Consider the following 24,569-nt stretch of genomic DNA (forward strand, 5'->3'; position numbering starts at 1 on the left):
AACGTGAAGGGCGCCTGTGATTAAAGAGCAAGACGCCTGTTTGTTATTGAACAGTGACCGGTACTGCCTTCTCAATTGCCTGTTCAAGGTCCGCAATGATGTCTTCAGTCGATTCCAGGCCGACAGATAGGCGAATTAATTCTTCAGCCACGCCAGATTTGATCAGATCCTCTGCGGACAATTGCTGATGCGTTGTTGAAGCCGGGTGGATGATCAACGATTTTGCATCGCCGACATTCGCCACATGTGACCAAAGTGTAATATTATCAATAACTTTACGACCCGCTTCACGACCACCTTTAATGCCGAATACGATGATGGAACCGAAGCCGTTTTTCAAGTACTTCTTCGCGTTTTCGTATGTCGGATGATCTTCAAGACCTGTATATGTTACCCACTCCACAGATGGGTGGTTCTGTAGGAATTCAGCGACTTTAACGGCATTTTCGTTATGGCGTGTCACGCGCAGATGAAGCGTCTCCAGTCCTTGAAGGAAGTTGAAAGCACTGTCAGGATCAAGGCACGGTCCGAAATCGCGTAATAATTGGACGCGTAGCTTCGTAGCGAAAGCAGCTGCCGCCGTGTCGATACCATAACGAAGGCCGTGGTATGTCGTGTCCGGCTCTGTAAATCCTAAGAATTTGCCCCGTGTCCAGTCGAATTTCCCAGCGTCGACGACTACTCCGCCAATTGTTGTTCCGTGACCACCAATCCATTTTGTGGCAGAATGGATGACAACGTCTGCTCCGAATTCGATTGGATTTGATCCGTATGGGGATGCAAAAGTATTATCGATGAGGAATGGGATTTCATTTTCATGTGCAATGTTTGCAACTGCTTCGATATCAAGCACTTGAAGGCTTGGATTACCGATTGTTTCTGCAAAAATAGCTTTTGTTTTATCTGTAATTGCTGCACGGAAGTTTTCAGGGTCTTCGGCGTCCACGAATTTCACATTGATGCCGTAGCGAGGAAGCGTCACGGCGAATAGATTATACGTACCACCGTATAAATTGCTAGCTGCAACGATTTCGTCCCCAGCACCAGCGATGTTCAAGATTGAGAATGCGATTGCCGCCATTCCGGAAGACAGTGCCACAGCGGCAGTTCCGCCTTCAAGGAGCGCGACCCTTTCTTCAAAGACAGCAACGGTTGGATTTGTAATTCGTGTGTAGATATTGCCTGCTTCTTGCAGCCCGAAAAGGTTTTGAGCATGTTCAGTATCACGGAAAACGAATGCAGTAGTACGGTGGATTGGCACAGCACGTGAACCAGTCACAGGATCCGGCTTTTGGCCGCCGTGTAAAAGAAGAGTTTCAGGTTGAAGTTGTTTGTTGTTTGTCATTGTCATTACCTCCAGTGGATTTTTTAAGATGAAAAGGCAAAACGGAGGCGTTGGGGGTTTTTGGAATAAAAAAAATAACCCCTTTCGCTAAGAGAAGGGTTACGCTTTCGCTTATTCCTCCTCTTATCTTTCAGACCGTTCGCACGAATCTGTAGGAAGTAGCACCTTTGCAAGTTCATCACTTGCCGGTTGCCGGGCATCGCAGGGCCTAGTCCCTCCGCCGCTCTTGATAAGAGTTTGGTTATTCAGTTTTTCATCTTGTGCTACAGTATAGGACGTACAATTTTGAAAGTCAAGGGGTTAATTTATTTTTTTCTGAAACTTGCGCTTTGTCATTAATGTTATGATAATTTAATTAGTTGGGTGCGAGCTTGAGCGTGAGATGTGGATTCTTGAGCGCGGAACGTGGTTCTTGAGCGTGAAATGCGATTCTTGAGCGTACAATTGAAAATCTATTTATTTTCGGGGGATTTCATATGACTTTATGGATAGTAAGTATCATAGTTTTCGGATATATAGTCGGTTGCTTACATGGCTCGACAATTGCACGTTGGATTTCTGGAGTTAATTTGAAAGAGACCGGGGTTAAAAATGCAGGCGCTTCGAATGCGATGATTGTACTTGGTAAAAAATACGGAGCACTCGTCGCCTTGATTGATATTGGAAAAGGAATTATCGCGGTTTTTGTCGTAAGATGGCTTGTCGATCATTATCAGCTTCCTGCGGAGCATGCAACATTTTTATTATTTGCTGTTGGTGCGGCTGTCGTATTTGGTCATAACTTTCCATTCCATATGAAATTCAATGGGGGAAAGGGAACTGCAACTGTAATCGGTGTTTTATTTGCAATCGATTGGCGATTTGGGCTTGCCGGATTTGCTCTATTCGTACTTGTCGCTCTGGTGACTGATCTTATGGTCTTCGGTGTGCTTATGCTTTATATCACTCTTATTTTAATGGCCTTTTGGCTCGACGGTACTTGGACAATTTTCGTCGCAGCTTTACTTTTTTTGATGGCAATTTGGAAGCATATTGAAAATCTTAAAAGGATTCGCGAAGGTACCGAACCACGGATTCGCGCAGCATTTAAGAAAAAACGGCAATAAATCTATTATCCTTATGGATAGCGATACTTTACTACCTCGCTGTTATAAGAATGATAGTTATTAGACTGAAGTTACGTTACAAGCAACTGCACGAACGGTCAGGTAATTAAGTGATCTGGTTTATTTACTACTTTCTAAAATTAACCAGACCTTTTTAAGTGTTATAACTTCTACCTTTCTTAAGTGAAATATATAATACCCCTAACGTTTTCTGATATTTATCTTATTAGAGGTAGGTGGAGAAATGAAAAAAGTTTCAAAATGGAAACAAACAAAAAGTCGTTTATTAGCTGTTGGTGCTGCGTTAGGATTAGCCTTTGCTGATTTTGATCCATCAACACCTCCTCCTGATAAACAGGTCTTGCAGCTTCAAGAACAAACAGATGATGAAAAGGAAAAAACAGATTAGTCAAATATGGATTCCCTTTAGTAGTTACCCATATATTCCATAGCATTATTAGCTATATAATGGCTCTTTGGAAACAAATTGAAAATCTTAGACGAACTCGGTGAAGTACCGAAACGCATATTCGTGCCGCATTCAAGAAAAATTAAATCGACAGTTAGAAAGACACTTTAACAGTTGACCTGTTCAAGTGCCTCTTTTGTAATGTCAAAAATCTAACCAGATTTTGATGGCTGTACCTAAAATTAATAAAGCCAATATACCCTGCAATATTTTCGTGTTCATCTTCCCTTGAATTCACTTAAATTACCCACAGGGGTATATTAATTTATAAAAAGAAAAGAGTCAACTGTTTATCGACTCTTTACCAGGAGATCTACAGCTTCCTTCACAATCTCTTCCTGTGACATTGGGCTATCTTCGTCAATATTTTGCATGCAGGAAATGATGTTCGAGCTAACAATAACGCCTATTGTACGGTCGATTGCCGAACGGGATGCTGACAATTGAGTGACGACTTCTTTGCAGTCTTTTCCTTCTTCAATCATCCGCAAGATCCCTTTTATCTGACCTTCGATCCTTTTTAATCGATTTACCACTTTATCATCGTATTGCAATTCCAATCAGCTCCTTTCTCGTGATTGTAGTTAGCATTTTATACCCCTACAGGTATAATGTCAAGCTTATCGGTGAGCACGAATCCTTTTGCTCGATTTTATCATAGTTTTTCTTATTGCGGGATTTTCGACCGCCCCACACAATTATTCTATATTAACATAATACCCCTACATGTATGCGTTATACCTGCAAAGTTCGATGAAATATGGTATACTATTAATAGACAACTTGATTAATATCGTTTTCAACTAGTTGTTTTCCATCATGACTTTATTTTGCTAAGGGACAATCCTTGGCGTTTTTTCTTTATAGGTTATGGTGAGAATGCACGTAGGAGGGATTCGATTGGCTTTTCCACGTAGGGAGAAACCCGTTTCAGATTTTGTCGCTGCACGTCATATTAACGAAGAAATCTCATTCATCCGTAATGATCATGAGGTGAATGGAACAATTCACAAGATACTCGAAAACTCGGTCATCGTAAAGATCTCCGATAACGATGCGGAGCGGATTGGTGTCGCATCCAATCTTACTGTCGTTGCACATAAGAACTACTCAGTAGGTTAATTTATACGAAAAGGGCATCTCCACCAAGGAGTGCCCTTTTTCTATTTTATATAATAAAATACACTAAAACAGATAAGCAGATCGATGTGATTGTTACCGCTATTAATGGTTTCATGGCACGGTTCAACAGGTCTTTCAAACTTACATTCAATCCAAGCCCGACCATTGCAGCTGTCAATAGCCAGGTTGTTGCGCTACTGATTCCTGCCATCACTCCATCCGTCACCGGAATTGAGTGACCCAATACATAACTTCCAAACAAACTCATTAAAATAAATCCGACAAGGAACCAAGGGAATTCGATTTTATTCTGCTCCCCTTCCTCTCCTTTGCTTTTACGCTTCATGAAGTAGATGAAGATGAAGCAAAGTGGCACCAAAAGGAATACCCTTCCTAATTTCGCGAGTAACGCGATGGCAAGCGCGTCCTCCCCTGCAGGTGCTGCTGCAATTGCAACATGCGCCAATTCGTGAAGACTCATTCCTGACCAAATGCCATATTCGGTTGGAAGAAGTGGCAAAACCGGGCGCAATAATGTATAGCCAATTGCAAAAACCGTACCTAACATTGCGATAATGCCAACACCTATTGCAGTATCTTCATCCTTCGCTTTGACAATCGGCGCGACCGCCGCGATGGCTGCAGCCCCGCAAACACCGGTCCCGACTCCAAGAAGCAAAGAAATATTCTTATCCGCCTTCAACCACTTTGCAAGAAGGACGGTGAGCCCAATTGCAAAGGCGATGACCAGTACATCGCGTGCCAATAGCCCTAAACCATCACGGAATACAACATCGATGTTTAATTTCAATCCGTATAGAATGATAGCTAATCGCAACAGTTTTTTGGAAGAGAACGTTATTCCCGTGCGAAGCAGTTCGGGGTAGCCGAATACTTGTCTATACGCGACAGCTATGATAATGGCGCTTGCCAACTGTCCAATGTGGTTAAATCCGGGTACTTTCGCTAATAAAAAACCTAATAATGCAATAAAAAATGTGAAAGCAATCCCAGCAACCCATAGACTTTTCTCGTTAGGGCTTTTCGTTTCATTCATATGTAGCACCTCCTTATGTAAGGGTAATACGCATCATTTCATAAGTAAAATAAATTATAATAATGCCCATGATAAGCAAAGTGTTATGATTGATTTTAAGAGGTGATGAATGATGGATCAACAACTTCAGATTTTTGTTACGGTTGCGGAAAAGGAAAGCTTTTCACGCGCCGCCGAAGAGCATCATATGACCCAGCCTGCAGTAAGTCAATACATCCGTCAACTTGAGGAAGAGATTGGCGCAAGGCTGCTTGAACGCACCAATAAATACGTACGGCTAAACAAGGCGGGTGAAATCGTCTATCATCATGCAAAGGAAATCCTTGCTTTGTATACAAAAATGCAAAGTCTTGTCGATGACCTTGCAAATAAAGCAAGTGGACCTCTGTCAATCGGCGCGAGCTATACATTCGGAGAATACGTACTGCCACGCATTATCGCCAATTTGAAGCAGACTTATCCCGATATCCAGCCAACCGTCACAATCGGCAATACAGCTACGATTGCTGATCTTGTCGCCAGCCATCAACTGGATATTGGCATAGTTGAGGGGAAGTTCAATGCGGGGAAACTCATTGTTGAGGATTTTGCGGAGGATGCAATGGTAATTGTCAGTTCGGCTGACCATCCGCTTGCACGCATAGAGCGGTCGCTTGAGGTGGTCGATTTGGAACAGGAGACTTGGATTGTTCGTGAGCACGGCTCAGGAACTCGGGAAGCGATGGACAAATTATTTAAACAACACGGAATTTCACCAACAAATTACATGTATTTCAGTAGTACACAGCCCATTAAAGAGTCAGTGGAAGCGGGTCTTGGGATTAGCCTATTGTCCCACTGGTCATTGAAAAAAGAGTTGAAAAATGGGGACTTGAGGATGATTAATGTGAATGGGCTGCCGTTCCCCCGTAAATTTTCAATTGTGACAAACACCCCATTTCAAACTAAGGCACTGGAGGTTTTTATTGATATACTTCGGACGAACAAGTTGCTAACGACGTTGGAATAGTGGAAAAATCCAATCACAATATAAGCTACTAACTATTCCGTGAATCGAAGCAATCTGATAAGATGAAAGAATACAATGCTTTTTATAACAGGAGGTCGTTGAAATGAAAGAAAAACTGATTGAACGTCTAACACGTTATGCGAAAATCGATACACAATCGGATGCGAACAGCACCACTACTCCATCCACACCGGGACAATGGGATCTGCTTCATGTTCTTGAAAAAGAGCTTGCTGAAATTGGTATGGAAGAAATTACTTTAGATGAAAATGGTTATTTATTCGCATCCCTTCCGTCAAATACTGAGAAAGATTCGCCGGTTATCGGGTTTCTTGCGCATGTCGACACTGCGACTGACTATACGGGTAAAAACGTCAATCCACAACGGATCGACAATTATGATGGTAACGACATCCAGTTGAATGAAAAGACGGTGATGTCCGTCAAGACATTCCCTGAATTGAAAAACTATGTTGGGCATACGCTTATCACAACAGACGGAACGACTTTATTGGGCGCGGATAATAAAGCTGGGGTTGCCGAGATCATGACGGCTATGGAGTATTTGATCCAAAACCCTGAAATTAAACACGGGAAACTTCGTGTCGCTTTTACACCTGACGAAGAAATCGGGCGTGGTCCTCATAAGTTCGATGTGGAAGCATTTGGTGCAAAATACGCGTATACGATGGATGGCGGGCCGCTTGGAGAACTCCAATATGAGAGTTTCAATGCAGCAGGTGCAAAGGTTACGTTCCACGGGACGAATGTGCATCCTGGATCCGCAAAGGATAAAATGGTGAACTCCATTCTTATTGCAAATCAATTCCAAGCGGCGATGCCTGCAGATGAAATTCCGCAAGTGACGGACGGCTATGAAGGGTTCGTCCACCTTATGGATGTGAGTGGTTCTGTAGAAAAAACTGAGTTGCACTACATTATTCGCTACTTTGACCGTGAAACTTTCGAAGCTCGTAAACAGCTGATGGTTGATACGGTTGAGCAGTTGAAGACGGAACATGGCGAGGGTGCCGTGGAACTTGAGTTGAATGACCAGTATTATAATATGCGCGAAAAAATAGAGCCGGTGATGGAAATCGTCGAAATCATTTCGGATGCATTCAAGGTGCTTGAGATTGAGCCGAATATTGTACCGGTTCGCGGTGGTACGGACGGTTCCCAGCTTTCGTACATGGGAATGCCGACACCGAATATTTTCACTGGCGGTGAAAACTACCACGGGAAATATGAGTATATTTCTGTAGACAATATGGAGAAAGCGACGAATGTCATTATCGAGGCTGCTAAACTTTACGAAGAACGAGCATAAGGAGATTTCCTTATGAGGGCGATTTGGCTTGGGATTCTATCATCATTGTTTTTCGCAGTGACATTTGTCTTGAATCGATCAATGGAGATTTCGGGAGGCAGCTGGTTATGGAGTGCCTCCCTCCGTTATTTTTTCATGGTTCCGTTTTTAATCGCTATTGTGGCCTATCGTAAAGGGCTTCGGGATATGGGTAAGGCCATGGCTACGACGCCCCTTCCCTTTTTCGGCTGGAGCTTCGTTGCTTTCGTACTTTTTTATGCACCCCTCACTTTTTCCGCCGCGTATAGTCCAGGGTGGTTGCTTGCGGGGACTTGGCAACTGACGATAGTTGCAGGCGTACTGATGGCTCCTTTGTTCGTAATCGTGGTAAAGACTAATGATGGGGAAAAGAGGATTCGGCAGAGAATCCCCTTGGTATCGCTCTTTATAACGTTAATAATTTTCGCAGGCGTCGTTTTGATTCAAATTCCGAATGCGAATAGTGTCGATACACGCACTTTATTTTTAGCTATTCTTCCGGTTATCGTTGCGGCGTTTGCATATCCGCTTGGGAACCGAAAAATGATGGATTTATTGCAAGGAAGGCTCGATATGTTTCAACGAGTATTAGGGATGACGTTGATGACTGTTCCGGTTTGGATCGGTTTTGCCATCTATGCCCTATTGACTATCGGGTAGCCTTCTTGGAGTCAAGTTATCCAGTCGCTGATTGTCGCGGTCAGCTCCGGAGTGATTGCAACTTCACTTTTCTTTATGGCGACCGACCTTGTGCAAAATGATCAGGGCAAATTAGCTGCAGTCGAGGCGACCCAATCTACGGAACTTATTTTTGCAATGATTGGCGAAATGATTATTCTCCATATTGCGTTGCCTGGCCTGCTTTCTTTGATTGGTATATTGGTGATTATCATTGGAATGGGGCTGCATAGCTATCAAACCTCGGTTGCGAAGAAGAATATGCCTGTGTTGTAAAAGGCGGATACGAATATATTATCAAAAAACGCTCAGTGTTAAAAAACCTGAGCGTTTCCTCTTGTTATTCATAAACCCCAATAACTTCAACAGCCTTTTCTGTCAATGAAGTATCTACAGCCTTATCAAAATCGATATCGCCAAGAATTGCTCCATTCGCTTTATAAGTGTTGTATTGCTTTTTAATATCATCTACGAACATTTTGCCGTTTGGATCAAGCCCAGTGACGAATACTCGATCCCACAAGCTGTGATCTTTCAGAGCTGTATGCTTCACCATGATATCGACAATTTCTTCCTTGCCTTGCCCTTTGAAGAACGCATCATTGTAATCGCGCACGCCTTTCAGATAAGCTGCCATGAAGCGTAGTGAAATCTCTTCCTCACCCATGAATTTCGGCGAAGCAAGAACCATGGCAATTTGCGATTCAGGTGCATAATCGGTCGTATCCCCGAAACGGACGTGGAAGCCATTTGCAATTCCTTGTGCGATAAGTGGCTCAATGTTTAATGCAACGTCGATTGTTCCTGCGTCAATCGCTCCAAGCATTGAGCCGAAGTCAGCCATATGGACATACTCCACGTCTTCCTCGGTCAATCCGGCATGTTTCAACATTTCCTCGTAAATATATCCATCAATTGAGTTTCTTGAAGATACCCCTATCCTCTTCCCGCGCATATCGGCATAGTCTTTGATTTCATCGACCATATGATTGCCGATGACAAACGAGAAATACGATTTCCCCGGCATATTATGCCCCTTATCCGCAATGATCCGGACGTCGATGCCTTGTGCAATGGCATTGAAGAATGATGCAGTCGAGACGCCTCCTGCTATATCCACTTCCCCAGCCGCAAGTGCCGGCAGCATATCATCGCTGTTCGCGAAGTCTGCAAATGCGACTTCGATATTATAATCCTCAAAATACCCCTTTTCCTTAGCAATGTAGAAACCTGCACCGGAAGCCGCCCCATCTTCGGCAATCAAAATCTTCACCCGTTTGTCGAGTGGTGCCAAATCACCTGATGGCGTTTCAACGACTGAATTGTTCCCTGACGGAGTTTCTACTTTTGTTTGTGGAGCAGGTTCTTTTTTGGCACATGCTCCGACAACTAAGAGCATCGCAGCTAAAATCATTATCCAACTACTTTTGAATCGATTCACCTGTTTTCCCCTTTTCATCTATTCTCTTTTCTGGACTGCTGCACTTCGTCCTGTAAGTGATTCCAAATATCGACAAATTGCTCCGCAAGGATCGGATCTTTCCGGATATCCTCTATCGTTCTTGGTCTTGGTGTGTCAATCTTTACTTGCTGTATGATTTTTCCGGGCTGCGCACTCATGAGAAGGATGCGATCGCTCAGCAATAATGCTTCATCGATGCTGTGTGTAATGAAAAGAACCGTCTTTTTCGTTTCAGACCAAATCGACAATAACTCTTCTTGTAAAATGAACTTATTCTGTTCATCCAGCGCCGCGAACGGTTCATCCATCAACAGGATTTCAGGGTCATTTGCGAAAGCACGGGCAATGCTGACCCGTTGCTTCATCCCACCGGATAATTCTTTTGGATAAAGATGTGCAAATCTGTCAAGCCCCGTCTTTTTTAAGTAATAGTCCGTTCTTTCCTGAATGACATTCTTCGGCAATTTCCGCATTTTTAATCCAAACGCGACATTCTCCTTTACCGTCAACCAAGGGATGACGCCCCTCTCCTGGAAAACCATTGATTGGAGTGGACGTCCTTCCTGTACCGAGCGAATTTCAAAATCACCGATACTTGGCTGTTCAAGTCCCGCTAATATGCGCAATAAAGTTGTTTTGCCACAACCACTTGGTCCGACAATACAAACAAATTCACCCTCTTCAATTGAAAGAGAAATATCGTCGAGAGCTGTTACGCTTGATTGTTTTTTGTAAAACGCCTTCGTCAAGTTATTAATCTCAATTTTCGCTTTCTTTTCCATCCAATCACCTCCAAGGTAACAACTTTTTCTGTAGACCACGAAGCATCAGTGAAAAGAGATAGCCGAAAAATGAAATCAGGATGAGTCCGACGAACATTTCCTTTAGCAGAAATGCCTTATACGATGTCCAGATTAAATACCCGATTCCCGAAGTCGCCCCCATCATTTCTGCAGCAACAATCGTAAGCAATGCAATCGCCTGCCCCATCTGAATCCCTTCTAACATGACCGGCAATGCTCCTGGCAGTGCAATTTTGAAAAAAAACTGTAGTTTACCTGCCCCGTAATTATCTGCTACGTCCAAGTAGATTCGATCGATGTTCAAGACACCTGCCGCCGTATTGATGACGACCGGGAAAAACACGCTTCCCGCAATCGTTACAACTTTCGACAAATCACCAATCCCAAAAAGGATGATGATAATGGGTAGCAATGCAAGCGTAGGAATTGGCATGAGCGCCATGACAAGCGGCTGCACAAAATGTCGGATCGGCGAATAAAGCCCCATCAGCAGTCCGATAATCACGCCAGGTATGACACCTGCAAGAAAACCTAAAAAGATCCGGTACAACGAAACCCCGATATGATCCGCTATCGCTCCACTCGCAATCATTTTCCAAAACGTCCCCAAAATGGCGGATGGCGGTGGGAAAAACCGGATATCCATTATCCCCGTCCTTGATAGTACTTCCCACAACAGCAATATGAAGATTGGCGATGCAATCGTTAATAGCTGCTTATATCGTTCCCTCGATTGTCTTTGCTTCCATTCACGCTGTTCGATTTCAAACGGATCATGTCCAACAGTCGCCTTCTCTTTATTCAATGTCACCACCTCTTCATTTCAATAATATGTGAATGCCTATGGGTTCGCTTGGGCAAAACAGGGGGTATTTTGGTGAATTATAGGGGGATTAGGGAACTTAATTAATGGGGTGAGAACTGGCGAACTCCAAAAAAGCATCCCACAGAAATTTTTAGCTGTAGGATGCTTACTTGTTTTATTCATTCAACCACGCCAAGTGCTCATTCCGCCTCTGACGTTTATAACGTCGGTGAATCCCGATTTTTTCAGGATTGTTGCAGCTTGCGAACTACGCATGCCACTTTGGCAGATGACGACTGTCTCCTTGTTTTTATCAAGTTTGTCCAACTTGGATTTCAACAAGTTCAATGGGATATTCTTGAATTCATTAATATGCCGCCCTTTGTATTCCGCTGGTGTACGCACATCAATGAATTGCTTTGATTTGTCTTTCAATATGCCTTTCAATTCGTCAGTCGACATTGACTTCACACCTTTTGACGGCATTAGACGCCATGCCAAAAAGGCGATGATTGCTATGATGATGATCCATTCCATTGGTGTCTCACTCCTTAATTTCAGAGATATTAATAATATGAGGTTTCCGTTCTTTGCTATTCTTGAAACTACACATCGGTATACCTCACACGGTATTTACATCGCAATAATAATATACCACTATGGGTATTAGGAATACAACATTATTATTTATCGCCGCTTGTGGCGAGGTTATCACCACTTAGAGCGACTTTATCACCGTTCACCCATTTACTGGGTACAAAATACGCAATTTTACTGGCAAGTCATCCATTTTTCAAGCGGAAAATCGTTTATCACCGACTCTCGATGCGTTATCACCGACTTGGACGACTTTATCACCGACTCTCGGGCCATTACCACCGACTTGAGTAAATTTATCACCGTTTGACTACAATTCACTTGAATTTCATCCACTAAATAAAAAAAGAAGCCACATTTGGCTTCTCCTCTACTCGATCAATCCAAATTCCTTCGCTTCCTGTGTCAACTCATCCCTGAATTTCGGATGCGCAATCGAGATCAACGCTTTTGCACGCTCGGATAGCGACTTTCCGTGCAATCGTGCTATGCCATACTCCGTAACGATATTATCGACATAGTTTTTAGACGTCGTTACGACGGATCCTTCACCTAAATGTAGTTTAATCCTCGAAATCGTGTCGTTTTTTACAGTGGAATGCATGCAAACATACCCTTTACCGTATTTGGACAACCGAACGCCTCTTGCGAAATCGGCTTGCCCTCCACTTGAAGAGTAATAACGCCCGGCAACCGTTTCGGAGGCACATTGTCCGTAAAGGTCAACTTCAGTTGTCGCATTAATTGACACCATATGATCTTCTTTTGCAATCTCATAAGCACTATTAACAACCCGAACCGGCAAAAACTCGACCGATGGATTATTATCAATAAAATCATAAAGCCGCTGTGTTCCAAAAGCGAATGTCGCAATAATCTTCCCCTTATGCGTGGACTTTTTCATGCCATCCACCGCACCGGCCTCAACAAGATCCATAATTCCATCCGTTAACATTTCTGTATGGATACCCAAATGACGTCGATCTTTCAGCATTTTCATAACCGCATTCGGAATTGCTCCAATGCCGATTTGTAGCGTATCCCCGTCTTGAATATCATCCGCGATATATGCAGCGATTTTCCTGTCTTTATCGGTAATAACGGGGGATTTTTCCTCTGTCAGAATTTGATCATTTTCAATAAACCCTGCAATTTGGCTAATATGGATTTGATTTTTCCCAAACGTACGGGGCATATGCTTATTAACCTCCAAGACAAATGGGACTTCACCAATGAAATCTGCTGCGTAATCCGCATTCGTGCCAAGCGAAAAATAACCATGCTCGTCCATTGGTGAAGCTGTTGCAATTACCATCGGGCGCTTAGCAGTCTTCCTCAAGAGATAATACATTTCTTGAAATACATTCGGAATCAATTCCACATGACCTTCCCAGAATGCTTTTCGAGTTGCCGCACTTAGGAAATAGGATATATGTGAAAGATGCCCTTTCATTTTCCCGTTAATATAATCACGTTCGCGCAAAGCCAACAATTGGTGTACTTTGACATTTTCCAATTGCTTGTAGTGTTCTTCTAAAATATCAAGAAGGCGATGCGGCTCGCCATTTGAGATTGGGATAATGATGTCAGCATTTTCATCAATTAATTGTATGAATTCCTTTGGTTGTAGAAGCTTTGTCATTTGCCGTAATCCTCCTGCTATTCTTTATTCGTTAGTATTAGTATATGGTAGACCGAGCGCTCACTCAACTTGTCGAATTATGTGAGAATACTTATAATAAAGACATGACAAAATTATCGGCTGAGCAAATTAGACAACTGAATAGTTATAGTGTTTACCTTACCTCTCCAGCACATAGATTGTTTACCCTTCATGATTTGATGGATAACACAAAAACAGCGGATTGTATAAAAGCTGTGCAGACTGTGAGTGGTAGTCCGAACATGACTGTTGCGGCATCATTCTTCATGCGACGTGTTGGAATGTTTATCAACATGCAGATGTATAACCTCGCAACCTCTGATGAAATGTGGAATGGCGATGAGTCGAAGATGTGCTTTGGAGCAATTGAGGAGTATGGCAATAAAACGGTCAGCACATTCGTCGTAGAGAATGATTGGAAATTGGTTGATGAGGATAAACATCGTGACATCATTCGAAAAATCTTACTATGGGCTAATAAAATAATCCGCCAAATCAGGACAGTCACAACAATCTCCCCTTTGACGCTTTGGGAAAATATTTTCGGGTTTTTACTTTGGCAGTATCATGTCATGCTGGAGAATCCTGCCACAAGCGACACGGCGCGAGCTGATTTTATCATCTTGAAAGAGGATGAAACATGGAAAGACATTGCTTCAAAATCGTTATTCGCGAAATTCTTAAATGGGCATGAGCCCTCCGAACTGCTAAACACAACAGTCCGGAAGACTTGCTGTTTCTCAAAAGATGTACCTAAGTTGATGCAGTGCGGGTTTTGTCCGTTAATTTACTAATTTGCCCGATAGGCTAAGTAAGATTGCTTGACGGAATAAAGGACGCCAATTGCTGCACCTGAGTAGAAAAAGCCCATAAAAATCCCGGCCGGTAGATTTCCACGGTGACTAATAAAGATGGATATAATTAAGGCAACTATCGTAGCAACCGTAGACAACCAGCTTGATTTCACGCCAAATAGCCATTTTGCTGCCAAAACAATTACCAATACGACCGGCACCGCCCAAAACGCATCCCATATATTCGTGTGAATGATTGGGTATTCAGTAAACATGGAAATCAGTCCTTTTTAATAATAGGATGTGCGTTTAGTACAATACTTACACGAACAGAGGAGATATAAATGAATAAAGTTGAAATCAGGGGCAGCGTCATAGATGAGGAAACAAGATGCACACATTACCATTCAGAGCTTGATATTATAGCGATTAAGTTTTATTGCTGTAAAACGTATTTTCCGTGCTATTCATGTCATGAAGAATCGGGGTGCGGCGACCATAAAGTGTGGCCGGCAGAGATGTTTGATGAGAAAGTTGTGCTTTGTGGGAAATGCAAAGATGAACTGACAGTTAATCAATATAAGAGCGGGCACGGTTGTCCTTCTTGCAGGGCGGATTTTAATCCTAAGTGCAGGCTTCATTGGGAGTTGTATTTCGAAAAATAAAAATGAAGTGAAGGCCACTACTATAGGGCTTTCACTTCATTTTTATAAATTAAAGGGAGTACAGCTATGACACAATCATCACGTTAGTTTAGTTCCCGTAAACCACGCGGCTATACTGTTTTTATTCCTGATACTTTTTTAAATCGGCTAACCCGCATAATGCCCAAATAGAAAATTGGCAAGGTCGCAGTTACTACAGCAAATCCTATCCAGCCTAAATTTTCATACAACGGTCCTAAAAATGTGCTGCCAATCGCTACCCCGGTGTAATAGGAAACTAAGTAAAGGCTTGCTGCAGTGCCCTTATGGTGCGTTGCCTCCTTGCTAACTGAGGCTGCGGTTAAGGAATGTGCAGTGAAAAAACCTAAACACACAATACATAAGCCGATTACAATGAAGCTAAGTGGTGAAAGAGCCGCCAAACCAATTCCCGTGGATAGTAAACCGATTCCTACCGTCCTAACATTGCGGAGGCCAAATCTTCCTGAAAGCCAACCAGCAAGAGGTGCACCTAAGACACCAAACCCGTATGCTAAATATAAATAGGAAATCTCTTCAAGTGAAAAGGAATAGGGCAACCCAAGCAGGTGGAATGGTAAATACGTCCATATCCCCGTGAACGATAGCTGAAGTACAATTCCTAAGCCGAATACAAGTAGAAAAGCCCGATTTTTCAGGTGGAACGTTATGCCTTCAATGTCTTTTGCAATAGTTGCATTACTCGGCATGAAATTCCTTGATTTCGGGAGCGTAAATAGAAGAAGGATGAACAATCCCACCCCAAAAATAGATAAGATATATAAGGATGTTTGCCATGTTGCCTGTTCAGCGATGTAACCGGTCATGAAACGACCAAACATTCCTCCCAAACTGTTAAAAGAAATATAAAGCGCCGTTGCAACATTCGTAAACTGCTTATCCACTTCCTCACTGATAAAAGCAAGTGCAGCCGCCGGCACGCCTGCCAACGCAAAGCCCTGAACAAAACGGAGAATTAAAATCAGCAAAAATGAATCTGTATTTGCAATAAGGATAAATGGAATTGCCGAACCAATCACTGAAAAATATATGTATCGATTCCGTCCGTTTCGATCGGAAAGAAAACCTAAGACAAGGAGTCCAAGGATAAGCCCAATTGTCGTTACTGACATGGCCATACTTGAATAAGAGACAGATATGTCAAATTCTGATGTGAAAATTGGCAGTAGTGGTTGCATCGAATAGAGCGATGCGAAGATGAAGATTGAAGCAAACCCCAAGCTAAGTACAATTCTCCAGAACTGTAAATCCCTTATCGTATAGCCATTATGTTGCATTGTCTCACGTCCTGTCGGCAGCCTACTGGCAATCGTTTTTTCACCCTGAAAAAATTTGCGTCTACACGTAGTCATGAACTTATTCACTTATAAAAACGCCGGTGCTTGCATTCTCCAATACCGGCGTCTATACCTTATTACATTCTTGCAATAACTTTTGTGAAACAATACTAACATGCTATAACTTCATCACTTCATGCGATCCGTCAACCAAAGGGAAAGTTCAGGGAAAATGATAACAATCACTAAGACGAATATCATCAAAAAGATAAAAGGAATGACGCCCTTTACAACAGCCCCTAACTTTTCCTTCGATATCCCACTAACTACGAACAAATTCAAACCAACGGGAGGTGTGATCATCCCTAACTCCATATTGATTGTCATGATAATCGCAAAATGAATTAAGTTAATATCGAAATGGATCAACATCGGTAGAAGGATTGGCAAGGTGATAAGAATGATAGACACAGCTTCAAGGAACATTCCCATCCCAAATAATAGTAGATTGACAGCGATGATGAAGATCCATTTATTTACATCACTTTCGGCAATCCAGGCACCAATTTGTTGAGGGATTTGTGCATTTGTTAAGTAAAGTCCAAATAGACTCGCCGCGCCTATAATCAAGAAAATCATGGCCGTAATATTGATAGACTCCACGATGATAGGGCGGATATCACGCCAATGCAACTCACGATAAATGAATACCGATACAATAATTCCGTAAAACACAGCGATAACCGCGGATTCTGTCGGAGTGACTACGCCACTGTAAATACTCCCTAAAATTAGAAACGGAAGGAATGCTCCCCAAATCGCTTTTAAGGAATGTCTTCCGCGTTCCGCCCAGGTCGCTCGCTCTCCCCTTCCATACCCATTCTTCTTTGCATAGAAGATTGCTGAGACAACTAATACTCCACCTAAAAGAAGTCCTGGAATAATACCAGCCATAAAAAGTTTGCCTATGGATACTTCTGCCGTAATACCGTAAATAATTAAAGGAATACTCGGCGGAATGAGAATCCCCAATGTTCCTCCGGCAGCGACAAGGCCCATAGAATATTTCTTATCATAACCAGCGTTCACCATTGCTGGAATCATAATTGAACCGATTGCTGCAGCAGTTGCAGGACTGGATCCCGAAATGGCAGCAAAAATCATACAAGCAAGGATTGTTACAACAGCAAGCCCCCCTGATAGGTGACCGACCCATGACTTTAATGCCTCAATCAAATATTTTGAAATACCACCACGCGCTAAGATGACCCCGGCTAAAACAAAACCCGGGATTGCCATCATTGGAAAAGAATCTAACGCTGTGAATATCCTTTGCGGAACCATGGTCATATTGAAATCGCTTTGGAATAGGACAATCATCGTCGATAAGGCGAGACTAATGGCAATCGGTACTCTTAGTAGCATAAGGATAAAGAAAATACTAAGTAATAGGATTATCATATTTTACATCCTTTCCACGAATCAACTGAACGAGCCGTTCGATAAAGCGCAATAGAAATAGTGTTCCTGAAATTGGTAGGATTAGATAGATGATCCACATCGGTATTCCGACGTCCAGGGAAACCATACCTGAATGGTATCTACTTGCCACGAGTACGATGCCGTAATATGTATAGGCAACGCAAAAGGCAATGCTCACAGACGTTGCAAATATATCCAGGACTTTTTTCATTCGTGCAGATAACTTATCGTATAACATATCTACCTGGATATGCTGATTGTGGCGTAAAGCGAGAGCAAATCCTAAGAAAACCCCCCAGATGATTACATACCGAACCACTTCCTCGACCCATGCCTTTGGCTCATTGAAAACGTATCGCATGAAGACGCCATAAAAAATAAGGGTGATACCACCGAAGAAGAATGTTCCCGCAGAAATCTCTTCGAACAAATCCCATACTTTTTTTAAGGTTTTCAATATCTTGCCCTCCTTTTAGCCCTCGCAATTAATCGCGAGTATAGTTAATAGTATTATTCGGTCCACCGAACCAATCCATTTAAAAGAACGGATGCCAATCTGTTACCAGAAAGGCATCCATCCGTTTTACTTCAAGTCTCGAATTCCGTTTAGTAATTCAGGAGTGATTGTATCGCCGAACTCATCATAAACAGGTTGCAATGCTTTAACGAATGCATCGCGCTCTTCTTTCGTCAACTCAAGGACTTCGACCTTCCCGGAGTTTTTAATATTTTCGAAGCTCTTTTTGTTTTCATCAGAAGCAAGTTGCCATTCTAAATCTGTCGCTTCTTTCAATGCTTCTTCTACTTGTTCACGGATGTCTTTCGGCATACCTTCCCAGAATGGTTTGTTTACGAAAATCGCATAGTCTAAACGTCCATGCTCACTCAATGTAAAGTATTTTTGTACTTCTTGGTATTTTTGTGTGTCAAAGTTGTTGAATGTGTTTTCTTGCCCGTCAACAGTACCTTGTTGCAGTGCCGCATACGTCTCACCGAATGAAATTGTCGCGCTTCCCGCACCCAACGCTTTGAATTGGGACTCCAATACTTTCCCCGCTTGTGCACGGAACTTCAACCCTTTGAAATCTTCCGGCTTTTGTAATGGGTGTTTGCTTGTTGAAAAATGCTTGAAGCCATTTTCCCAGAATGCAAGACCCATAATATCGTTGTTTGCCAATTGATCACTGTTTAGCAATGTTTGTGCTACATCGCTTTCGAAAAACTTTCGTGCATGGTCTTCATCTTCAAATAAGAATGGCATATCAACATATTGCCAACGCGGATCTAACTTGACCATTTTTGTAACAGAAGGAGCAATCATGTGGACGTTTCCAGACACTAATGCATCCAACTCATCCGCATCCCCGTAAAGCTGAGAAGATGGATAGACTTCAACTTTCACCCTTCCATCCGTCTTCTCTGCTACCAATTCTGCAAAGCGGTTGGAAGCCTTTCCTTTTACGCTATCAATTGCTGTAACGTGTGAGAATTTTATAATGAGAGGATTTTCCTTAGTAGCTTCCTTCCCACCCCCAGAACCACCGCTTGAACAAGCCGCCAAAATGGCTATCAGACTAATAACACCAAGTAAAAGCAATTTTTTCATGTGTCTTTACCCCCTTTGTATTTTGGAAGTGAATCTATATATTTAGCCCCGAACCGCTTACGGTAGTACTCATAAACGGGTTCAAATGCTTCTTCCCAAATTTCCTTTTCCGCTTGTGAAATGTAGTGAATTTCAATACAAGCGCATTCCTCCATTTCGGTAAGTTCCGACTCATTCAATTCCTTGGCGAGTTCCCTTTCCCAATCACTGACTTCAGAAAGTGTTTCCGTTATCAATAATTGAACTTCTTCAGGTAAGCCATTCCAGAATTCTTTGTTCATCATCAAAACATACCCTAAATAACCGTGATTGCTGACCGTTAAATACTTCTGTTGAAGATGAATATTCTTACTCGCGATATTTGACATCGTGTTTTCCTGGCCATCTATCTCACCGCCCTCGAAACTCTGAAAGACGGTATTGAAATCCACTTTTATAGGAACTGCGCCAAATATTGAAAATTGCTCATGGAGAATGTCGCTAGGCATAATCCGTATTTTCAAGTCCGCTACGTCGGAAGGATGTAGTATTGGATAACTGCGGTTCGTTAATTGTTTGAAACCGTTATCCCACATTCCAAGCATGACGTAACCTTTTGCATCCAACTTTGCAATGAGTTCCTGTCCAGTATCGCCATCGATGTAGTCGTGTACCTCTTCATAACTTTCAAATGCATATGGCAAGTCAATTACCGACCACTCTGGTACGAGCGATGTCACTTTGGAGGTTGCTGGCGCAATCATTTGAATCGACCCGTTTGATAGCGCTTCCATTTCTTTACTGTCTTTGTACAGGATTCCATTCGGAAACACCTGTACTTCAACATGCTCGCCACTTCGTTCATTCATTAACTTCGCAAACTTACGCGCGGCTAAACCCTTTGGCGTATCCTCACCGACTACATGTGAGAAGCGTATAACAATTCTTTCTTCCTCACTAAGTTGTTCATGATCCATCGGGTAATCTTTTTGGCAACCGGGTAAAAAAATGAGCAATATAGCTAGGACTAGCAGGAAATAATTTAACTTAAAATACCAATATATTTTCAAAGGAATCCTCCTGCTATATCAGTAATCTAATAGCCTCTATATTAGATATCTTCCGACTAAATTCAACATTATGGTGTTATTGGACATTTTGGTCTTTTTGGTACACGATTACAGTAAAGAATAGTATTTCGTCGGACGACCAACATTGCCGTACTTCAGTTCGATTTCCACCTTCGCAATGTTGGCAAGAAAGTCTAAATACTTTCTAACGGTAACGCGAGCCATTCCTACTTGTAAGGCTAATTGTTCGGCGGTCACTGAATGTTCCAATTCGACAAGTCCCGTTAAAACTTGTTTCATTGTTATTTCATTGAGCCCTTTCGGAAGTTCCGCGCCCCCCTCTATACTTCCTATCCATGCATCAATATCCTCTTGTTTCATACTTTCCAACCCGACAATATTTTTCCGGTTCTTACGATAGTCCAGCAGAGCTTTTTGGAACCTATCAAAACGAAAAGGCTTGACCAAATAATCGACAGCGCCTAACCGCTTGATCTCCTGAATCGTTTTGGCGTCCCGTGCAGCAGTAATCATGATTACATCGATTGGAATCCGTTCAAACCGAAGTTTTATCAATAATTCCAAACCAGACAAATCCGGCAAATACATGTCCAATAAAACAAGCTTTGGTTCAAGTAGTTTAATTTGGCTGTATGCAGAATGTCCGTCCATGGCCTCACCTATTAATCTGAATCCGCCTATCTTTTCTAAAAAACTTTTATTCACATCCAACACCATCGGATCGTCCTCAACTATGAAAACAGTTATCTCCGTCAATAATTTCACCTGCTTCCAATGTTATAATCGCCCCTTTTTCAGGGGTTGAACATGTCATAATTGTTCCTTTATTCGAATCCATGATCTGTTTGATTAACGCGAGTCCAATACCTCTACCTTCCTTTTGCTTCGTACTAAATCCATATTCAAATATTTTTTCCACTTCTCCTCGAAGTCCAATCCCACTGTCCTGGACCTCTATGAATAAGTAATCGCTTTTCCCTTCCATTAATAAAATGACTTCCTTCTTTTCCGTTGTTATACACGCTTCCATGGCGTTATCTATCAAATTCCCTAAAATCGTCACTAAATCCCCACTTGAAAAGTTAGTCATTATTTCAGATAGATAGGATTCTTCGCTGATTGTAAGGGTGACTCCCAATTCCTTGGCACGCGAACGTTTTCCTATTAACAGACCCAATACGGAGTAGTCCGATATCCGGTCTTTTAAAAATTGGATAATGGTTTCTTCATCCATGATATCCTCAACAATCATATTCAGTGCCTCATCCGCCCGGTTAAGATGTATCAATCCTGCAATACTATGAAGTTTGTTCATATACTCGTGATTTTGGGAACGCAAAGCATCAACCAGTTCTTTTATGCCCGTCAATTCCTCCGCAAGCATATGGGCTTCTTTACGATCGGTCATCATGATTAATGAACCTACCGGACGATCCTTCACATTGATCGGATAAATTCTTACCAAGTACATAACCCCCTGGCAATTCAGCGGCCGATAGATTACACAATCCGCCTCGGTAACCGGCTCATCTGCAATCCATGAATTTGGGAATAATTCCCTCAAGTGTGTTGAGTCACCCTCGAAGTAAGTATACTGCTGAGCCAACCTATTCATAAAAGTGATTGTTCCGTCAGCATCAGTCGCCAAAATACCTATATCCATCGCTTGCATCATGCTGGAACGTTCCTCGACAAGGCGGGCAATCTCATAAGGTTCTAAGTTGAACGTTTGCTTTTTTAGATGATTTGCGATGAACAGAGAACCGATTAGACCAATTAGCAATCCCCAAGTTAATGATAGAAGGATATCATTTCGGTATTGGACAAGCAGGCTAAAAAGGGGTGGCGACAAAATGCCGACCGTAACAACACCGACCTGTTTGGAACCACCCTCATCCATGATTGGTACAAAAGCACGGATGGCAAAACCTAAAGCGCCTTGCGCCTTCGATATGTATTCATGTTCAGATAGAGAAGCGAGTTCATCTCCTCCTTCGAATAAAGTTCCAATTTTACTTTGTGAAGGGTGTGAATAACGGATTCGATTCATATCGAAAATAACGATATAGTCAACATTCGTAGCGAGCCGAACTTGTTCCGCAATCGGCTGTATCATCAACGATCCATCAGATTCTCCGACTTTGCTTTTAATTTCAGGCAATTGAGCAACAGTGCGTGCAATCGCAATCGCTCGTGCGCCCAACTCCTTTTCAAATGCCCCCGAAATATTATGTATCATGATTGCTCCACTTGTACCGACAGAACAAACGACTAATATGAATGAAAAGATGAACATTTTAACCCGCAATGATATTTGGTTCAACCATTCCACTCCCTTGACAGTAAACTCGCTGTATTCCATACTATCAGATTATAGAGACTTCGTATTGTCCTTTTCTAAATCCGGGCTAAAAAATAGAGTTATGTATACTTGGATTGAAACAGTATGACAAATCAAAATCAGTTTGGTCGCTTTGGTGCAGGGATAATTAAAGGAATATGGAAAACGGGTTGGGGAATTATGTTAAAGTTTTAGATGTTAAATTGAAGCTCATAACAAGCGTAATAATTAGGGGGAAATTGAATGTTTATTGGGTTGATGCAAGGATTAGCGTTTTTTTATTATTGGACTTGGTTTATCTGGCCATTTGTGTTTGTTTTTTCATTGGTGTATGCGATCGCTTCATTAGTAAAAGACGACAAAGCATCAACGAAGCCTATCATAGTTGCTTCTATTTCGCTTTTAATTATACTATCTGGTCTAACTGCACCTCATTTTAATTGATTAGTTGTATACGGGAAGTTAGGGGTGTTGTGTGTGCTTTTGTGCTTTACTCTCAAAGTTGGGTTCTGTGTGAATCAATGGCTTGAAATTTAAAGCCGCTTGTTCAACTATCTTGTGCTTCAGTAAAATAAAGTAGTAATTAAACGTCAAAAAAACGCCCAATTTTGAGCGTTTTTTTGACGTTTAATGTTGATTTGTTGTTTAAATGAATGCTAATTAGCACGGCGATGAACCATAAATAGCGTCGCACTTATCCCCGTCGACCAAACCCGTTACAAAATAGTGGGGACCTTTTATATTTAATTATACATCCTGCGTAGCAGCTTGCTTAATCTTCCTTCGCTGATCATAAATATTCCGCACAACTACTTTCCCAACCGCATACACCGGCACACCAACGATAATCCCTACAAATCCTGCAAGATTTCCTGCCGCTAAGATAATTGTAATAACAGTAAGCGGGTGGATGTCGAGCGATTTCCCCATGACGTTTGGTGTGATGAGGTTGCTGTCGATTTGTTGGGCGACCAAAGTTACGACTCCAACCCAAATAACGAGATTAGGTTCTTGTAAGTAAGCAATGATTAGTGCGGGGGCGACAGCAATCCACGGACCGATAAACGGGACCAAGTTCATGAATAATGCAAAGATCGCTAAGAGCAACGAATATTTCAACCCTATTAGCAAGTAACCAATTAATATGAGTGACGCAAGGATTGCGCTGATCAGGAACTGGCCTTGGATGTAAGAGCGCAATACATTGTCGATGTCACTTAATGTTTTTTTGACCCATTCACGGCGTTCTCCGCTGAATAGGTTATAGACGATTGGTGCAAATTTTTCATGGTCCTTCAACATGAAGATAAAGAAGAACGGAACTAAAATGAGCAGGAACATCGCTTGGAAGAAGGATTGCAAGAATTGGACGACCCATTTTCCGAACTTCACTGCAATTGACTGCGCTGAATTTGCTGCACTGTCTATAGAGTTCTGTAATTGCTCGGGCAAGTCTTCTTTCTGGTCCAATAGCTTATCCTTCACGACATTAAATTCCTTCGCCAAAGTTGGAGCGTCTTCGACAAGGTTATTCACCTGATTTGTAATGGGCGGTCCAATGATGGCAATGAAAATCCATAAAACGACTGCTAACCCAGCCAAAATGGTTAAAATACTTGCCCACCTCGGAAATTTCTGGTTTTCAAGAAAGCGCTGAATCGGTTCTGTCATGTAATAGAGCACGCCGCCAAGTAAAAGGGGCAAAATAATTGCTTTAATAATAATTATAACCGGTGCGAAAATGAAGCTGATTTCCATGAAGTATTTGATAATCAGGATTGCCAACAAGATTCCGACACCCATTTGGAACCATAATTTCTTTGTCAATGTC

General features: G+C 42.2%; 25 protein-coding genes, 2 pseudogenes and 1 riboswitch. Of the genes and pseudogenes, 9 read left to right on the forward strand and 18 right to left on the reverse strand.

The window, feature by feature from the left end; genetic code table 11:
* Nucleotides 1-43 precede the first annotated feature (43 nt).
* On the reverse strand, nucleotides 44-1,345 hold the full coding sequence (locus tag P5G49_RS01930; protein WP_301241778.1) for an O-acetylhomoserine aminocarboxypropyltransferase/cysteine synthase family protein: 1,302 nt from the start codon (nucleotides 1,343-1,345) through the stop codon (nucleotides 44-46).
* A gap of 120 nt (nucleotides 1,346-1,465) precedes the next feature.
* Nucleotides 1,466-1,581, reverse strand: a riboswitch (SAM riboswitch).
* A 240-nt stretch (nucleotides 1,582-1,821) separates the two neighbouring features.
* On the opposite strand from P5G49_RS01930, the gene P5G49_RS01935 reads away from it, so the two are divergent.
* Together P5G49_RS01935 and P5G49_RS01940 are read left to right on the forward strand one after the other, a co-directional pair.
* Nucleotides 1,822-2,451: a glycerol-3-phosphate acyltransferase gene (locus P5G49_RS01935; protein WP_301241779.1), complete on the forward strand. Its 630-nt coding sequence runs from the start codon at nucleotides 1,822-1,824 to the stop codon at nucleotides 2,449-2,451.
* A gap of 244 nt (nucleotides 2,452-2,695) precedes the next feature.
* On the forward strand, nucleotides 2,696-2,860 hold the full coding sequence (locus P5G49_RS01940) for a hypothetical protein (RefSeq protein ID WP_301241780.1): 165 nt from the start codon (nucleotides 2,696-2,698) through the stop codon (nucleotides 2,858-2,860).
* A gap of 204 nt (nucleotides 2,861-3,064) precedes the next feature.
* Here P5G49_RS01940 and P5G49_RS01945 read toward each other — a convergent pair.
* Nucleotides 3,065-3,145 (reverse strand): annotated as a pseudogene (locus tag P5G49_RS01945) (sulfite exporter TauE/SafE family protein); the annotation flags it as partial.
* 65 nt (nucleotides 3,146-3,210) lie between these two features.
* Complete coding sequence (locus P5G49_RS01950; RefSeq protein WP_301241781.1) at nucleotides 3,211-3,474, reverse strand: metal-sensitive transcriptional regulator; 264 nt, start codon at nucleotides 3,472-3,474, stop codon at nucleotides 3,211-3,213.
* A 346-nt stretch (nucleotides 3,475-3,820) separates the two neighbouring features.
* Between P5G49_RS01950 and P5G49_RS01955 the strand changes: the two genes are divergently transcribed.
* Complete coding sequence (locus P5G49_RS01955; RefSeq protein ID WP_301241782.1) at nucleotides 3,821-4,042, forward strand: DUF2187 family protein; 222 nt, start codon at nucleotides 3,821-3,823, stop codon at nucleotides 4,040-4,042.
* Nucleotides 4,043-4,088: 46 nt separating this feature from the next.
* Here the strand turns inward: P5G49_RS01955 and P5G49_RS01960 are convergent, their stop codons facing one another.
* Nucleotides 4,089-5,099 (reverse strand): YeiH family protein, encoded by a 1,011-nt coding sequence (locus P5G49_RS01960; protein WP_301241783.1) that lies wholly within the window; start codon nucleotides 5,097-5,099, stop codon nucleotides 4,089-4,091.
* Between the two features lie 112 nt (nucleotides 5,100-5,211).
* Here P5G49_RS01960 and P5G49_RS01965 point away from each other — a divergent pair, with 112 nt between their 5' ends.
* The 3 genes and pseudogenes from P5G49_RS01965 (at nucleotide 5,212) to P5G49_RS01975 (ending at nucleotide 8,410) form a co-directional block, all read left to right on the forward strand.
* On the forward strand, nucleotides 5,212-6,108 hold the full coding sequence (locus P5G49_RS01965) for a LysR family transcriptional regulator (RefSeq protein ID WP_301241868.1): 897 nt from the start codon (nucleotides 5,212-5,214) through the stop codon (nucleotides 6,106-6,108).
* 103 nt (nucleotides 6,109-6,211) lie between these two features.
* Nucleotides 6,212-7,438 (forward strand): peptidase T, encoded by a 1,227-nt coding sequence (gene pepT, locus P5G49_RS01970; RefSeq protein ID WP_301241784.1) that lies wholly within the window; start codon nucleotides 6,212-6,214, stop codon nucleotides 7,436-7,438.
* A 12-nt stretch (nucleotides 7,439-7,450) separates the two neighbouring features.
* Nucleotides 7,451-8,410 (forward strand): annotated as a pseudogene (locus tag P5G49_RS01975) (DMT family transporter).
* 64 nt (nucleotides 8,411-8,474) lie between these two features.
* Here P5G49_RS01975 and P5G49_RS01980 read toward each other — a convergent pair.
* The 5 genes from P5G49_RS01980 to P5G49_RS02000 all read right to left on the reverse strand — a co-directional run bounded on the left by P5G49_RS01980 (nucleotide 8,475) and on the right by P5G49_RS02000 (nucleotide 13,443).
* Complete coding sequence (locus P5G49_RS01980) at nucleotides 8,475-9,548, reverse strand: ABC transporter substrate-binding protein (protein WP_301241869.1); 1,074 nt, start codon at nucleotides 9,546-9,548, stop codon at nucleotides 8,475-8,477.
* A gap of 41 nt (nucleotides 9,549-9,589) precedes the next feature.
* Nucleotides 9,590-10,378: an ABC transporter ATP-binding protein gene (locus tag P5G49_RS01985; protein WP_301241785.1), complete on the reverse strand. Its 789-nt coding sequence runs from the start codon at nucleotides 10,376-10,378 to the stop codon at nucleotides 9,590-9,592.
* Nucleotides 10,379-10,382: 4 nt separating this feature from the next.
* Nucleotides 10,383-11,204 carry an ABC transporter permease gene (locus P5G49_RS01990; protein WP_301241786.1) on the reverse strand — a complete coding sequence of 274 codons (822 nt, stop codon included), beginning with the start codon at nucleotides 11,202-11,204 and terminating at the stop codon, nucleotides 10,383-10,385.
* A gap of 183 nt (nucleotides 11,205-11,387) precedes the next feature.
* Nucleotides 11,388-11,741, reverse strand: a complete 354-nt coding sequence (locus tag P5G49_RS01995) for a rhodanese-like domain-containing protein (RefSeq protein ID WP_301241787.1) — start codon at nucleotides 11,739-11,741, stop codon at nucleotides 11,388-11,390.
* Nucleotides 11,742-12,171: 430 nt separating this feature from the next.
* Entirely contained in the window at nucleotides 12,172-13,443 is a 1,272-nt protein-coding gene (locus P5G49_RS02000; protein ID WP_301241788.1) for an acetyl-CoA hydrolase/transferase family protein, read from the reverse strand.
* A gap of 44 nt (nucleotides 13,444-13,487) precedes the next feature.
* Here P5G49_RS02000 and P5G49_RS02005 point away from each other — a divergent pair, with 44 nt between their 5' ends.
* Complete coding sequence (locus tag P5G49_RS02005; protein WP_301241789.1) at nucleotides 13,488-14,258, forward strand: hypothetical protein; 771 nt, start codon at nucleotides 13,488-13,490, stop codon at nucleotides 14,256-14,258.
* On the opposite strand, the gene P5G49_RS02010 is transcribed toward P5G49_RS02005, so the two are convergent.
* Nucleotides 14,255-14,533: a hypothetical protein gene (locus tag P5G49_RS02010; RefSeq protein ID WP_301241790.1), complete on the reverse strand. Its 279-nt coding sequence runs from the start codon at nucleotides 14,531-14,533 to the stop codon at nucleotides 14,255-14,257. The genes P5G49_RS02005 and P5G49_RS02010 overlap by 4 nt on opposite strands.
* 69 nt (nucleotides 14,534-14,602) lie before the next feature.
* Here P5G49_RS02010 and P5G49_RS02015 point away from each other — a divergent pair, with 69 nt between their 5' ends.
* Nucleotides 14,603-14,923, forward strand: a complete 321-nt coding sequence (locus P5G49_RS02015; protein ID WP_301241791.1) for a CHY zinc finger protein — start codon at nucleotides 14,603-14,605, stop codon at nucleotides 14,921-14,923.
* A 110-nt stretch (nucleotides 14,924-15,033) separates the two neighbouring features.
* On the opposite strand, the gene P5G49_RS02020 is transcribed toward P5G49_RS02015, so the two are convergent.
* From P5G49_RS02020 to P5G49_RS02050, 7 genes are all read right to left on the reverse strand, one after another.
* The gene (locus tag P5G49_RS02020) at nucleotides 15,034-16,239 is read right to left on the reverse strand and encodes an MFS transporter (protein WP_301241792.1); all 1,206 of its coding nucleotides are present in this window, start codon (nucleotides 16,237-16,239) and stop codon (nucleotides 15,034-15,036) included.
* A gap of 189 nt (nucleotides 16,240-16,428) precedes the next feature.
* Nucleotides 16,429-17,700: a TRAP transporter large permease gene (locus P5G49_RS02025; protein WP_301241793.1), complete on the reverse strand. Its 1,272-nt coding sequence runs from the start codon at nucleotides 17,698-17,700 to the stop codon at nucleotides 16,429-16,431.
* Nucleotides 17,681-18,178: a TRAP transporter small permease gene (locus tag P5G49_RS02030; RefSeq protein ID WP_301241794.1), complete on the reverse strand. Its 498-nt coding sequence runs from the start codon at nucleotides 18,176-18,178 to the stop codon at nucleotides 17,681-17,683. The genes P5G49_RS02025 and P5G49_RS02030 overlap by 20 nt, the downstream gene beginning before the upstream one ends.
* A gap of 126 nt (nucleotides 18,179-18,304) precedes the next feature.
* On the reverse strand, nucleotides 18,305-19,327 hold the full coding sequence (locus P5G49_RS02035) for a DctP family TRAP transporter solute-binding subunit (RefSeq protein ID WP_301241795.1): 1,023 nt from the start codon (nucleotides 19,325-19,327) through the stop codon (nucleotides 18,305-18,307).
* A complete protein-coding gene (locus P5G49_RS02040) occupies nucleotides 19,324-20,283 on the reverse strand; it encodes a DctP family TRAP transporter solute-binding subunit (RefSeq protein ID WP_301241796.1) in 960 nt (319 codons plus the stop codon). Before P5G49_RS02040 ends, P5G49_RS02035 begins: the two co-directional genes overlap by 4 nt.
* A gap of 201 nt (nucleotides 20,284-20,484) precedes the next feature.
* Complete coding sequence (locus P5G49_RS02045; RefSeq protein WP_301241797.1) at nucleotides 20,485-21,153, reverse strand: response regulator; 669 nt, start codon at nucleotides 21,151-21,153, stop codon at nucleotides 20,485-20,487.
* Entirely contained in the window at nucleotides 21,125-22,720 is a 1,596-nt protein-coding gene (locus P5G49_RS02050) for an ATP-binding protein (protein WP_363322144.1), read from the reverse strand. The genes P5G49_RS02045 and P5G49_RS02050 overlap by 29 nt, the downstream gene beginning before the upstream one ends.
* Nucleotides 22,721-22,981: 261 nt before the next feature.
* Between P5G49_RS02050 and P5G49_RS02055 the strand changes: the two genes are divergently transcribed.
* Nucleotides 22,982-23,182: a hypothetical protein gene (locus tag P5G49_RS02055; RefSeq protein ID WP_301241798.1), complete on the forward strand. Its 201-nt coding sequence runs from the start codon at nucleotides 22,982-22,984 to the stop codon at nucleotides 23,180-23,182.
* Between the two features lie 303 nt (nucleotides 23,183-23,485).
* Here P5G49_RS02055 and P5G49_RS02060 read toward each other — a convergent pair whose 3' ends face one another.
* Nucleotides 23,486-24,565 carry an AI-2E family transporter gene (locus P5G49_RS02060; protein WP_301241799.1) on the reverse strand — a complete coding sequence of 360 codons (1,080 nt, stop codon included), beginning with the start codon at nucleotides 24,563-24,565 and terminating at the stop codon, nucleotides 23,486-23,488.
* Nucleotides 24,566-24,569: the final 4 nt, after the last annotated feature.

The sequence above is a fragment of the Sporosarcina highlanderae genome (genome assembly GCF_030433715.1).
Classification (GTDB): Bacteria; Bacillota; Bacilli; order Bacillales_A; family Planococcaceae; genus Sporosarcina; species Sporosarcina highlanderae.